The organism is Marinobacter sp. L-80 (assembly GCF_056859395.1).
This window is the reverse complement of sequence record NZ_JBSXOI010000064.1, coordinates 61,458-73,868: the sequence shown is the minus strand read 5'-3', so window position 1 is coordinate 73,868 and position 12,411 is coordinate 61,458. Positions and strand designations below refer to the sequence as shown.

At 54.6% G+C, this 12,411-nt stretch carries 14 protein-coding genes; 9 read left to right on the top strand and 5 right to left on the bottom strand.

The window, feature by feature from the left end; genetic code table 11:
• Positions 1 to 96: 96 nt before the first annotated feature.
• From AC13E3_RS10320 to AC13E3_RS10310, 3 genes are read right to left on the bottom strand one after another with little or no spacing between them, the layout of a single operon-like run.
• The gene (locus AC13E3_RS10320; RefSeq protein ID WP_482902030.1) at positions 97 to 1,275 is read right to left on the bottom strand and encodes a TniQ family protein; all 1,179 of its coding nucleotides are present in this window, start codon (positions 1,273 to 1,275) and stop codon (positions 97 to 99) included.
• A 20-nt stretch (positions 1,276 to 1,295) separates the two neighbouring features.
• Positions 1,296 to 2,204 (bottom strand): TniB family NTP-binding protein, encoded by a 909-nt coding sequence (locus tag AC13E3_RS10315; protein WP_000393453.1) that lies wholly within the window; start codon positions 2,202 to 2,204, stop codon positions 1,296 to 1,298.
• Between the two features lie 2 nt (positions 2,205 to 2,206).
• On the bottom strand, positions 2,207 to 3,889 hold the full coding sequence (locus tag AC13E3_RS10310; RefSeq protein ID WP_010791757.1) for a Mu transposase C-terminal domain-containing protein: 1,683 nt from the start codon (positions 3,887 to 3,889) through the stop codon (positions 2,207 to 2,209).
• Positions 3,890 to 4,169: 280 nt separating this feature from the next.
• Here AC13E3_RS10310 and AC13E3_RS10305 point away from each other — a divergent pair, with 280 nt between their 5' ends.
• The 9 genes from AC13E3_RS10305 (at position 4,170) to AC13E3_RS10265 (ending at position 11,326) form a co-directional block, all read left to right on the top strand.
• Positions 4,170 to 4,808, top strand: coding sequence for a helix-turn-helix domain-containing protein (locus AC13E3_RS10305; RefSeq protein ID WP_405417546.1), 639 nt, complete (start codon positions 4,170 to 4,172; stop codon positions 4,806 to 4,808).
• Between the two features lie 9 nt (positions 4,809 to 4,817).
• Positions 4,818 to 5,393: a hypothetical protein gene (locus AC13E3_RS10300; protein ID WP_405417544.1), complete on the top strand. Its 576-nt coding sequence runs from the start codon at positions 4,818 to 4,820 to the stop codon at positions 5,391 to 5,393.
• A gap of 15 nt (positions 5,394 to 5,408) precedes the next feature.
• Positions 5,409 to 8,342, top strand: a complete 2,934-nt coding sequence (locus AC13E3_RS10295) for a Tn3 family transposase (RefSeq protein WP_405417541.1) — start codon at positions 5,409 to 5,411, stop codon at positions 8,340 to 8,342.
• On the top strand, positions 8,343 to 8,936 hold the full coding sequence (locus AC13E3_RS10290; RefSeq protein ID WP_405417538.1) for a hypothetical protein: 594 nt from the start codon (positions 8,343 to 8,345) through the stop codon (positions 8,934 to 8,936).
• 265 nt (positions 8,937 to 9,201) lie between these two features.
• Complete coding sequence (locus AC13E3_RS10285; protein ID WP_482902029.1) at positions 9,202 to 9,447, top strand: hypothetical protein; 246 nt, start codon at positions 9,202 to 9,204, stop codon at positions 9,445 to 9,447.
• A gap of 87 nt (positions 9,448 to 9,534) precedes the next feature.
• Positions 9,535 to 9,825 carry a hypothetical protein gene (locus AC13E3_RS10280; RefSeq protein WP_482902028.1) on the top strand — a complete coding sequence of 97 codons (291 nt, stop codon included), beginning with the start codon at positions 9,535 to 9,537 and terminating at the stop codon, positions 9,823 to 9,825.
• Positions 9,825 to 10,400, top strand: a complete 576-nt coding sequence (locus AC13E3_RS10275) for a hypothetical protein (RefSeq protein WP_482902027.1) — start codon at positions 9,825 to 9,827, stop codon at positions 10,398 to 10,400. Before AC13E3_RS10280 ends, AC13E3_RS10275 begins: the two co-directional genes overlap by 1 nt.
• An 84-nt stretch (positions 10,401 to 10,484) precedes the next feature.
• Positions 10,485 to 11,081: a hypothetical protein gene (locus AC13E3_RS10270; RefSeq protein WP_482902026.1), complete on the top strand. Its 597-nt coding sequence runs from the start codon at positions 10,485 to 10,487 to the stop codon at positions 11,079 to 11,081.
• Between the two features lie 5 nt (positions 11,082 to 11,086).
• The gene (locus tag AC13E3_RS10265; protein ID WP_482902025.1) at positions 11,087 to 11,326 is read left to right on the top strand and encodes a hypothetical protein; all 240 of its coding nucleotides are present in this window, start codon (positions 11,087 to 11,089) and stop codon (positions 11,324 to 11,326) included.
• A 315-nt stretch (positions 11,327 to 11,641) separates the two neighbouring features.
• On the opposite strand, the gene AC13E3_RS10260 is transcribed toward AC13E3_RS10265, so the two are convergent.
• Complete coding sequence (locus AC13E3_RS10260; RefSeq protein WP_482902024.1) at positions 11,642 to 11,815, bottom strand: hypothetical protein; 174 nt, start codon at positions 11,813 to 11,815, stop codon at positions 11,642 to 11,644.
• Positions 11,816 to 11,885: 70 nt separating this feature from the next.
• On the bottom strand, positions 11,886 to 12,392 hold the full coding sequence (locus AC13E3_RS10255) for a hypothetical protein (RefSeq protein ID WP_482902023.1): 507 nt from the start codon (positions 12,390 to 12,392) through the stop codon (positions 11,886 to 11,888).
• Between the last annotated feature and the right edge of the window lie 19 nt (positions 12,393 to 12,411).

Sequence of the window (12,411 nt, the reverse complement as noted above, 5' to 3'; positions counted from 1 at the left end):
ACTCGTTCAGGCTCGGGGGAAGAAGCAGTTCCTGGCCAGGCGAATACGGGCGGAAAGTGGTTCCCATCAGTCATCCTGTTGCTGAAGAATTTTGATCTATTGTGCCAGAATGTAGCTTCTGCCGCGCAGACTCCTAGGCTCATAATGTGACAGAAATTCCGGGGGGATGCCTTCCTTCGCGAAGGTGGCGCGCAACTGTTCCAAGGAAGCGGGGTCGCGCCGACCATAGGAAGCCAACGCGAACAGCGAGCGTGCCGTCTCGGGGTTGTGTCGTGCTTCAATGATGGCCTCATCAATGGCCTGGATTGCACGCTGCCAGTGATCGACGGGTTCGGGCTTCGGCGCTTTCGCCGGCAGGCCACTGGTGAACCCGGTTTGGGGCTCGGACCAGAATAGCTTTGCGTGCTCGCCTGGCGGGCTTATATCCCTCACCTCAATCAAGCTGATTGCCGTTGCCGCCGCCTCCAGCATCTGCAACCGTACTGCCGGGTTCAGGGTTTCATACGGTCGCCACAGACTTTGCCCAGCACGCAGCGGATGCCCGCAGCATTCCCAGATTTGGCGGAGATACCCCGCGTAGGTGCCGCACGTCGAAAGCGGGGTGTTCAGCTCATCGAGCAGCGTGCGTAGCAGCCTAAACCACAATCCGGCGTGGATGCGTCGGCGCGGCAACTCCACGTGGCCGGTCGTCAGTGCCTGCCAGGTACGCTGGTCCATCGCCGCAATCGCGTCGCTGGCAGTGCGCGGTTCGGCGTCGGCGTTCTCCCAGCCGAGAAACCGCCCTGGCACGCCCCAATAGGATTCCAGCCAGCAGCCATGCAGTGGGCAGCTCAGCATCAGGGGCAGCTTCCACGCGAGCAGTACGGCTTGGTTCTCCGGATCGTTCAGACAGAGCGGGCAGGCGCGATGTATCGGCTGGCTGGGCAGCCAGGCACGCCAGCTCGTGATGGATCGCGTCCTACGGCGGAGTTTCGGCAGCAGCACCGAGAGCTGGAACGCATAGGTTTCCAATGCATCTGGAATCTGATCATCAAGGCTGTCCAGTAGCCAAGGCACCCAGCCGGCGAAACTCATGCAACGCAGCCGGTCCGGCTCGATGCCGCTCCGCTGGGAGAGCATCGCCAGCAGCGCCAGTGGTGGCGCGGTGTCCAGGTCATCAACCTGGCCGTGACCAAGATCGTGCTCCAGCAGCTCGGACACCTCCATGTGATAGCAAAGGGCCACGCGGTTGAGCCACGAAGACAAGGCTTCGCCTTCCCTGGGAGCCGGATGCAGTGGCCAGTGTGGCGCTGGCTTCACATCAGTTCCCGCTCGAATTGCCGCCGCCGCTCGCTGGGACCGGTGTAATCGGCCATGCTGAGCGTACGATGGTTGATCGCTTCCTCACCGCTCTCCACGGCAGCGACGGCCGCCGCCATCAACAGGTGCGCCAGCTCGCCGATGGTGCCCTCGCTGCGCGTGAGCAGGTAGCGGGCCATATCCAGCGTGGCAATCGACGAGGGTCGCCGCAGCGGGAGCGAAGCCGCGAAGCTGGCCAGCAGTGAGCAGCAATCGTCGTTGGCCTCCCACACCGGCAGCATCATCGGCTCGAAGCGGTTTTCCAACTGGTCGTCCGAGCGGATCGCCAAGTAGGCATCGCGTGTGCCGACCCCGACCAGCGGGATGCGCAGCTCGTTGCCGAGGAAACGCAGCAGGTTGAGGAATTCCCGGCGGTTGACGCTGTTGCCGGCCAGGACGTTGTGCAATTCGTCGATCACCAGCATGCGCACGCCGACCTTGCGTAGCAGTGCCAGCGCCAATTGCTCCATTTCCGGCAGCCGTGGGCGCGGGCGCAATGGCGCGCCCATCGCGGCAAGTAGCGCGACGTAGAAGCGGATTACCGACGGTTCGGATGGCATCTGCACGACCAGTACCGGAATGTGCTCCTGGTCGGCGTCGGAGCTGGCCGGGTGGGTGCGGCGGAATTTCTCGACGATCATCGACTTGCCGTTGTTGGTTGGACCGACCAACAGCAGGTTGGGCATGCGTTGTTTGTTCGGCCACGCATACAGGGCTTCCAGCCGATTCAGCGCCTCGACTGCTCGCGGATAGCCGATCCAGCGGTCAGCGCGAAGGCGATGGATGCGTTCGTCCGCCGGAAGACGGGCCAAGCCCTGGGCCACCGGCATCAGGTGGGACAAGTCGATGATGGGATATTCTTCCACGGCTACCACTCCTCAATCTGGTCGAACGGTTTGGCAGGTGGCTGGTTGTCTGCCTGCGGGTCAGCCATGTCCGCGTCCGGTGGTGGCGTGGTTTTGAAAAGAACTGCCGTTGCCTTGAGATGCTGGCGTCGATCCGCGTCGCGCCGCGCCTTGCGCGTAGCTTTCTGCGCGGTGGACACGATTTCGCGCATCTGGCCGATCATGCGAAACAGCGCCGACTCATCCACCTGTTCGCGCCCTTGCTGCCGCAATTTCGCCAGCGCCTGTCGTTGTTCCCAGAGGGTGACAGCCGGGTGCGACAAGGTGCGGTATGGAATTTCCAGATAGTGCTGCCCCTCCGGCTCCAGCACCCAAATGCGGCTGATGTCGCGCGGGTCGCGCCGGATCAGGAACGCAGGCAAGCGGTCGCGCCGAGCTATCCACGGCTTGAGCGCATCGGCGTAGTAATGGATGTGGTCGATGACGAAGCCGGTGCGGGTCAGCGTGCGGCGGATGATGGGCAGAAAATCGACCAGAAAAGCCGTGGTGCGAGTGATGACGGTTGGCACGCCGGTCCGCGCGATAGCTTCGGCCCAGCGCGCTGCCGGCGGCTGGAGCAGGCCGTTGTGCACGGAGCCGTGGTAGGTGCCGACCGCCAATGTGAGCCAGCGCTCCAGCTCACGCAGCGTCAGGGCGGCCTTGTTTTCGGAATCGTAGTCGCCGCGCTGGTCAGGGTTGGAGAAGGTCGTCCCTGGCAATTCGTCGTGGATCATCTGCATCGCCGTGCCGATGATCCGTTCCACGATGCCGCCGTAGTGCGGCTGCCCGAGCGGGCGATAGTCAAGCCGGATGCCATGCTGCTCGCAGCCTCGGCGTAGCGCTTCGCTCTTGAACTCGGCCGCGTTGTCCAGGTAGAGCAGCCTGGGCTTGCCGCTCATCGGCCACTCCATTTCTATGTTCAGACCCTCCAGCCAGGGACGCTTGTCGCAGGCGACATGCACAAGGCACAGGCCGACCGAAACAGATGACGGCGCTTCCAGCGTGACGACCATGCCGAGCACGCAGCGGGTAAACACGTCGATGGCGATGGTCAGATACGGACGGCCAATCGGTTGCCGGTCGCGCTCGTCCACCACGATCAGGTCGATGACCGTGTGATCAATCTGCACTTGTTCCAGTGGCGCGGTCACGGCGGGAGGCTCACCACCGACACCTTGCAGGCTGCGGGACGCATCCTGACCTTCCCGGCGGCGAGTGGCCTTGAGCGGATCGAGGCCGGCGATCCGCAGAGCCACGGTGTTGCGCGCCGGCGCCCGCAGCTTTTGCGCTTTGCAAGCCTGCGCGACCTCGCGGTGGAACGCTGCCAGGCTACGCTTCTGCTTGGTCAGGAAGCGCTTTTGCAGCAACTCGCGGATGATGCGCTCAACTGATTCCGGCAAGCGTCCCTTGCCTTTTCCGCCGCCGGATCGGCTGCGAGCCAGGTCCGTCACAAGCCCAGCACCTTGCCGGGCACGGCGGATTAGGACATACACCTGCCGCCTGGACAGGCCAAGCGCGTGAGCAGCGGCATCGGCGGCTTCATGCCCGACCACATCAAGCGCTGCCAGCGGCCCGATGATTTCCGCCCGTTGCCGGGCCTGCGCCCAAGCCGCATCGGGCAGGGTGGCCACGCCTTGCTCGGCAATCAATGATGTGTCTGACGCCATGCTCACACCTCGCTTTGGTGCACACGAGTATTGAGCATAGTCGAGATTGGTGCAGATGACTTCTGATATTGCGTTGTCAGGAGTCGCCTGCACATCTGGCGTTACGCCCCGTCAATTGGTGCAGTCGTCTTCTGAAAATGACATCTTTCAAGGCCTGCGCTAATCAGTTAATAAAACGAGGGTTTTATTTACCTTTAAAGTATTAAAGTAAATGTATAGTTTATATTTCTTGTGGTATCATGCGTGAAATTGGCATTGAGCACATGCAGGAGGTACTGCAATGCAGGCCGTAAATGATGAAGCCATCCAGGTAGAAAATCTGAAAATCCGGGCAACCCTGGCTCGCGCCGTGCGCGACACCCTGGTTCAAAACCATTTGACCCAAATTGAAGCCGCTGAGCGGCTTGGCATTTCCCAGCCACGGGTGAGTGCCTTGTTTAATGGTAAGGCCAGAGAATTTCGCGTGGACGCGCTGGTCAACATGGCGCTCAAGCTGGGCCTGAATGTTTCCCTGGAGGTAGATGCACTTCCGAAACGGGATGTTCTAACACCTGGTGGCATTCTGGATCGCATGTGTGAATCTGCCATTCAACATGACACTGTGGCGTTTATGGATGATGTGCAGCTCTTCTGGCGGAAGGAGTGGGATTTAGCCCAGGTGCCGGATCCCCACGAAAAGGATGCCCTGAAATATGCGTTGAAGGCCTGCTTTTTGGAACGCATGGCCGAGGTTTGGTCGGAGCCACCGAAATCTCATCCTGCGCAAGCGCCTGATTGGTGTCAGCGGATTCCGGCAGTACAAAAAGAATTTTCTGTTATTCCGGAAGAATATCGGGATTTTTACGAGGGTGACTTGGTATCGCCCATTTTCAGCAAGCGCAATATTTTTGCACCGCGCGACTTCATGTTCTTTGTATAAGGATTTTACATGTACCAGTATTCCAGTACCGGCAAACAAATCAGCATTCAGACTTTAACCAAAGCGCTTAAACGTTTAGGTGACTTGCTCCAGAAAGAAAATAAGCGGTTGGAACTGACTTGTTGTGGGGGCATCATCAGTCTGATGTATTTTCACTCACGGGCCATGACTCAGGATGTCGATGCAATTTTCCCGGCGAACCCGGCCAACAAGCAGTTGTTGATTAAATTGATCAAGCAAGTTGGTGATGAAATGGGCTTGGCCGCAGATGAAAAATCCCTGTGGTTCAATGACAGCGTGAGTTTTTTCGGCCTGGAAACTACCTCCAATGTTATTATTTTTCAGCATCCCTTCCTGATCTTAAAAGCTGCGAGCTGGGAAGAGCTCCTGGCCCACAAGGTTCATGCCTCACGTCATGACAAGGATATTCAGGATGCGGTACGCCTGTTAAAGGAGATCAAGGGTAAGGAGAAAGAGCAGATTTACGAGGCCGTGAAAAAGTACGCACCTTTTACACCTCACGTCCCGGAACCCTTGTTGAGAAAGCGTTTTGAAGGGGTTTGGAATATCGCCTTCAAGAATTAGTCTAGGATTTTCTTCATGACTGCCAAAGAGAAGTTCCTGACCCAACGGCAGCGTTACCAGCCAGTGACATTGCCGCAGGACTTCTCCGATGAGGAAATGGCCAGGGACTGGACGCTGTCGGAAGCCGACAAGAAAGAAGTTAATCGCTACCGCACCAACTCTCGCTTATTCATCGCCATTCAGCTTTGTGCCGTGCGCTTGTATGGCCGTTTCTTGGTGGAGGTCAACGACCTATCGCCACGCATTGTGAGTTACCTGAACAGCCAACTCGAATTGCCGCCATCGTTGACCATCAACACCCCGGAGCGGGATGCCACCTTTTCCGAGCAACGCAAAAACATCCTGACTTATCTGGGCTTTTCCAAATACGACGACACCGCCCAAGCTAGCCTTGAAAAGTGGCTCTCCAAACAGGCGGAGCAAGGCTTCTTACCGGATGAGCTGTTTCTACGCGCAGAGCAATATCTGCTGGCCGCCAAGGTGATCCTGCCGGGGCCAAGTGTTATGGAACGCTTGATTATCAGCGTTTGCTCCGAGGTGCATGAGCGATTGTTTGAGTCGCTTTACCGGCAACTATCAGTGGAAATCCGACAGGCCATCGATGAGCTATTGATCGCTGTGCCAGGTGATCAGCGATCGCTGTTCTACCTTCTGAAAGAATATCCGCCCTCGGCCACCATATCGTCGATTCAAAGCTACCTGGAGCGTTACTGGTCTCTCGATGGTACTGGCATCGATGCCATTGAATCCCGAATCGTGGATCCGGCCTTTATGGATTACCTCTACAAACTGGCACGTCGCTATAACGCCAAGGACATCAAACGGTTCAAGGATAACAAGCGCTATTCACTGATGCTGTGTTTCTTGCTGGAAACGCGCAAGGTACTGCTGGATCATTTGGTGAAGATGCACGACCAGTACATCCTGGACATGCTGCGCAAAGGCAAGCAGGTTCACGAGAAAAAGCACCGCGAATTTCGCAAGCGCCAGAAGAAAGCCATTGATACGGTGCTGGATGCAACCCACCTGATTCTGGATTGGCCGGATGACAGGCCGTTGAACAAGGTGGATCTGTGGCAACGCATTGATGAAAAGAAACTGCTGGAGTCCGTGGATGATTTACATATCTTCAAGCGCCTGGAAGAGCGCGGCTATGGTGATTTGCTGCTGGCTCGCTATCCCAGTTTACGCAAGTATTTCCCGGAATTCCTACTTCTGCCGTTCCAAGCCAAACCCGGTACCGAACCCCTTCTGAACTCCATACAACTGATTCGCCAACTTGATTCCGGTGAATTGAAAAACCTGCCTGATGACGTGCCCACGTATTTCATTCCCAAGGAGCTGCGGCGCTGCTTGAAAGGCAAAAACGGCAAGATCCAGCGCAACGCCTGGGAACTGGGCGTGGCTATGGCCATGAAGGAGGCCTTGCGCTCCGGGGATCTGTTTGTACCCAAAAGCAAACAGCACGTGTCTTTCTGGGATCTGATGCTGAATCAGCACCGCTGGGAGGACACCCGCGAAGCCGCTTATGAAGACCTACAGCAACCGTTCAAAGACCAGGTGAAAGCGCAATTGATTCTGCAATTCCACCAAAGTGTGGGGGAAGCGGACAAGCGTTTCGGCCTGGACACCTTTGCCGACATCAAGGATGGCAACCTTAAACTGAAGCGCGATGACAAGGCAGAAATCCCTGAGGCGGTGAAGAAACTCCAGAAGGTCATCGATGCCAGTATGCCCACGATTCGCATTGAAGAATTGCTGATGGAGGTGGACAGGGAAACCAATTTCACCCGGCACTTTATCCCGGTGCAGCAACATCACTCCAGGCCCAAGAATTTCTATAAAACGCTGATTTCGGCCCTGATTTCCCAGGCCACCAATCTCGGTGTCGTGGCCATGAGTGCAAGCGTTGATGATGTCTCAGTGGATATGCTGCGCCACGTCTTGCAGTTCTACGTGCGCGAGGAAACCATTACGGCGGCCAGCGCCGAAATTGTGAACCAGCATCACCAATTGCCGTTTAGTGAGGTGCACGGATCCGGCCAGGTGTCATCATCGGATGCGCAGCGCTTCCGGATCCGGGCTGATAGCCTGTTGGCGGCGTACTATCCCCGATACTACGGCTACTATGAGAAAGCGATCGGCATCTACACCCATGTGTCCGATCAATACTCGGTATACAGCACCAAGGCCATTTCCTGTAATCCCAGGGAAGCCCTGTATGTCCTCGATGGAATACTGGAAAACAATACCATTCTGAAGATCAGGGAGCACACCACCGATACCCACGGCTACACCGAAATTATCTTCGCCTTGTGCTATTTGCTGGGGTACTACTTCATGCCCCGGATCCGCGACCTCAAGGATCAACAGCTCTACCGGGTGGAGCGTAACGTCAATTACGGCATATTCACGCCTTTACTGAACAAGACGGCGGATCTGGATATTGTTGAGGAGCAATGGGATGAAATGATTCATGTTGCCACGTCGCTAAAGGAACGCACGGCACCGGCACATGTGATCGTGGAGCGGCTGACCAACAGCTTTCCCTCTGACCGTCTGGCGAAAGCCTTCACCAACCTGGGCAGGATCATCAAAACTGAATACATCCTGCGCTACATTACGGACAAGGATTTGCGCCGCACGGTTCAGCTCCAGCTCAACAAAGGGGAATACCGGCACAATCTGCCGCGCTGGATCTTCTTTGCCAACCAAGGTGAATTCACTACCGGTGATTACCTGGAGATCATGAATAAGGCAAGTGCTTTAAGCCTGGTATCCAACGCCATTCTGTACTGGAACACCTCCAGGATCAGCAACATCGTCGATGAACTCAGAAATCAGGGTGAGACAGTGGATGACAACCTGCTGGCTCATATTTCCCTACTGCCGTACAAGCATGTATTGCCTAACGGTACCTACTTTATCAAACATGAGGAAACGAAATAGATGGGCGAAGTCCACAACTACCTTCCACGCCTTACGGTCAATCAATTGTTGATCCGTGATCTTATGGCCGCGCAAGCGCCTTGTTTCGCATTGGGTTATGTGGAGGACCGGAAAGAAAAGTGCGGTTTTATTGCGGTAAGGCCAGAGAAACCAATTCCGAACCAGGTAACAATGCAAGGTATGAACTTCGGCCATTCAGTGCTTGGAACAAGCCAGTACAAGGTGCTTCACTTTGGGTTTGAATTCTATGGCCATGCCACATATCACGGCTTGGTGCCAGCCGGTAATCCAATCATCCAGGCGGTGATTGAAACCATGCTGGATACCCAGGATTACTTTTTCTTCGCCATCAATCCGGATCAAACCGTTACAGCCTTTCGCTCCCAATTTGAGGCCCATGACCTAGCGGGACTACGCACCAACCAGGAACAATTTGGTGAGGACAGTTGTTCTTTAGAACAGTATGAAAGCGCAGTGAAGACCTTTACCAAGAACCCGGATCCACCGGGGACTGTGATGAATTGGGTATGCCGCAATAACTGGGATTATCTGGATTTAATGAAGTATCCGCTCGATCTCAACCCACGGCCGTAAATGGGCAGGGGGAAGATTGCGCAGGAATTTACGGTTTGAGGAGGATCCGCGAGGGTGAAACCGTAAGTTTCTGTTCAAATGCCCCCGCTAGTCCAATATGAAGCAATGGCATGGTAGCGGGTGTCGATTCCTTGTCGACGGATCACCAATTGGACGTATTGCCTGGGGTCCGGATAACACCGATCACCTGCAACTGGTCTTAGACGAAGAAACCCATGAACTTGCACCGCCTGTGACCGCTCAGTCCTCCCCGGTACCGCCTGGAGTGCGGATTTCGTTCCCGGATATCGACATCAGTTTCGTCTCCGATGACCAGGGTGGCCAGGCGATTCTCAAAACCGTGGAGCAATACAACGCCTTTGCAGCAGGAAGTGGCGTCCGAGAAAGTGCCGTCGCTCCTCCCAAACCCTCTCCAATGCCGTCCACTGAAAAGCAGAAACAAGCCGCACAGAAATCCCAGAAAGGCGTTGCTGGCGATAGTGAAAACCAGCTCGGGTTCGAAGGTCTTTAACGTGATCTAAGCGTCTTTAGCCTCCCTTGCAACTTGTCCAGAAATGAAAGTAATGTTATCATTTCGGCATGATCTGAGGAGGTAACCGTGAAGTTTCAACTCAAAAAAGTAATCCCGACATATCTCGCTGTGATCGCCTTGAGCGTCATGGCTGGCGTCTTTGCTGGCATGGTTATCTCCGGTGAAACAGAGGCGCTGATGAAGTTCGGCATCCTCATCTTCATCGGTTTGATCGGTTTTGCCTTTGCCAATGTCATTGGGCGTGTTACCCGGGCCTATGAAGATGAAAAGACCGCTATTCGGGCCATCACCCCCTTGTTAAGCCTGATGTTGATTCTGCCAGTCGTGACAATGGCATTCCTGTATGGACTGATCTGATGATTGAGCTGGTCTTCTTTTGCTCCGCGATTGTCGCCATCTTATTTAACCTGGTCATTCTCGCGGGCGTCCTTCGAGTTCCCCTGACACGGGTCGCCCTATCAACGGCTTTTTTTGTCATCGTATTCTTCTTCCTGCCACCGCACTGGTTTTCGGGTCTGATTGTGACGGTTGGCGCCGTGGCGTCCATTTTGTCGAACTGGTACGTCGCCACCCGGAACCAATCTCTGAATTTCCGGGAAAAGTTGTCAGTGAAAAGGTCAGGGAAAGATCAGGATCAGGCAGAAGAGGGTGAAGGGCCGATTACGCCGTTCCCTGCGATCAACCAGGGCCCCGGATCTGCTGCCCCGTATTCCGAGCTGGAGGAAGACGACAAGGAACGAACTGGTTATGCTCGGGCGGGACACCCCACCAAGAGAGCCGGGTCCAAACGAGCGAAGAAAAAGGGTCGCAAAAAAGTGGGTAAGGGCGATGCCAACGGCGATAAGTTGGTCTCAACGTCAGATCTGCCTACGGCCGAAAAACCCACGATTGAGGAATACCTGAGGCCAAAATCGAAGTTTTTCGATGAATGATGCAGTGGAACCTAATAGAAGGCCCCTGCGCAATCCTTTCACTGCAGCAACAAAACAAACCACCAGACTTGAGGCATTCCAATAATGAGCCTGAGCCGTATTTTTCTATCTCTTTTCGCAGCATTCGCAATCGTCTTACCTCTTCCGGTTACAGCGTCCAGTCCCTATGGTGAATGGTATTCACCGGCATCTCATATCGCCAAGTTTAAACGCAAAAGCGGTGAGGAGCTGGTGATCACAGTGCAGTGCAATAGTTCCAACAAAGCATTGTGGATGGTCACTCATTATCTACCAAAAGGTGAAAACGAAGGCACCGACAAATTTCTAAACACATCGGGCCTGGTCGACCTTTACAAAGAAGGAATGATCGTGCGTAAACATTCCTTCGATGGTGGCCGGAAGTTTTATGATTCGGAATATATGGATGCTTCCTGGTCTGATTGGCCAATTGATCGACTGGTGACAAAAATGTGGTTTCAGCGCAAACCCACTTCCCGATCTGCGCCGGCGCTCAATGTCTTCCTGACTGAGCTGATGGACAGCAAGCACTTAACCCTTAGCTTTAATCGCTTTCTAAAAGATGAAATTCTGCATGAAAGCACGTTTCCTCTGCAGAAACTCGACGACATCGTATTTGATAAAATGTACGACCATGCAACAGCTTGTGAGTACAAGGGGTGAGCATTTTGGCCGACATATCTGCTAAACAGCGTGAAGTGATGAAGTGGCTAGCCAACAAATGGAGCGCCCAGCCCAGCCATGGTGAGGTTTTCACTATTAACGGTGGTGCGCATCGTCAGGGGGTGACCTGTAGTCTCAGGACGCTCAAGGCCCTGGAGAAGAAAGGTTTTACGTGTGTTGACGGTACCGGTTCCTGGGTATCAACAGAACTGGGGAGGCAGTTGTTCCGCGAGCAGCCCATTTGAGCCCGGTGTTTCGGCTGCCCACAACCATCCAATGTCAGCAATTATAAAGATTGACCGCATCCTCTTCCGAAAGATCGCTAGCTATCGTCACAAGGTTTAACAGCTTTTCAGCTCTGTTCCCATCTATTCCGACGCACCGTATCAGTATGTGATGTTCAGTCACGAATCTCTCAGGTGAATCATTTTTAAAGCGCTTCAGAATGCGCTCACATCTCGCTTGCTGAAGTGAGGGCTCACCGTTGAGTGTGATATGTAGATTCACTTTCGCCAATAGAGGCTCCGATTAATCATTCAGTGTCCGAGTGTCATTTCGCCTTAGAAATTTTGCTCAACCCATTCTTTACCTTCCGCTGAACCGAATCGGCCCTTACAGAAAAACCACGCGCAACTAGTGGCAATGATTAGAAACAGAGAGCCGATCACTTCACCAGATTCGCCAGGAAGTGCTGCCAAAGTGAACAGCCCTAGAAGGGTCGCGATAATGCTCATAACACCGGCTCTTTGGTACCGGTTTAGTTTCTGAAGCACTTCAATCTCCTTGCAAAACAATAGCCGAACGTTAGTGAAGCATGGATTCTTTCGAGTCATTCTGCTCAATTTGAATGGTGACCGGGGTTCCTCGCTGTACTAAGGAGTTGAGCTGTAATGCCGCAGCTTTAGAGCCGTTCCCAGAGTTGACGGTTTTCCGAAGCTGGGCAATTTTCAGAGCGAGTTCAGGTTCAAAAAGGCCTGAATGTGTTTCCGGGCCACCAATGAACTGATCCTCAGTCGCTCTACGTGCAGCCAGAGTGCAGATAGAAGGCGGGTTGCCCGGCATATCCACATTGGACTTCTCATAAAAACGAAGCTCGTCGTTTTCGATGGTGCACAAGCCCTCGAAAACGGTTTCGGCCATATCCCCATCTCCTGAAGTCATCCGCATATCCGCGGGGAATTGAGAACCACCAGCACCCGGATACAAATAAAGTCGCATCGCTACCGGGGTTCCGGACATGTCGACCGAGAATAAGCCGGTGAACCAGGCTTGCTCAGGGCTGTTGGTGGGTAAGTTCGCTGAACTGGTCATATTTACCTCTCGGGTACGG

Coding starts and splice junctions, on each gene's coding strand:
- AC13E3_RS10310 (WP_010791757.1), bottom strand. CDS start 3,889: ATGGCGTCAGACACATCATTGATTGCCGAGCAAGGCGTGGCCACCCTG.
- AC13E3_RS10295 (WP_405417541.1), top strand. CDS start 5,409: ATGACTGCCAAAGAGAAGTTCCTGACCCAACGGCAGCGTTACCAGCCA.
- AC13E3_RS10300 (WP_405417544.1), top strand. CDS start 4,818: ATGTACCAGTATTCCAGTACCGGCAAACAAATCAGCATTCAGACTTTA.
- AC13E3_RS10305 (WP_405417546.1), top strand. CDS start 4,170: ATGCAGGCCGTAAATGATGAAGCCATCCAGGTAGAAAATCTGAAAATC.
- AC13E3_RS10270 (WP_482902026.1), top strand. CDS start 10,485: ATGAGCCTGAGCCGTATTTTTCTATCTCTTTTCGCAGCATTCGCAATC.
- AC13E3_RS10290 (WP_405417538.1), top strand. CDS start 8,343: ATGGGCGAAGTCCACAACTACCTTCCACGCCTTACGGTCAATCAATTG.
- AC13E3_RS10275 (WP_482902027.1), top strand. CDS start 9,825: ATGATTGAGCTGGTCTTCTTTTGCTCCGCGATTGTCGCCATCTTATTT.
- AC13E3_RS10260 (WP_482902024.1), bottom strand. CDS start 11,815: ATGAGCATTATCGCGACCCTTCTAGGGCTGTTCACTTTGGCAGCACTT.
- AC13E3_RS10255 (WP_482902023.1), bottom strand. CDS start 12,392: ATGACCAGTTCAGCGAACTTACCCACCAACAGCCCTGAGCAAGCCTGG.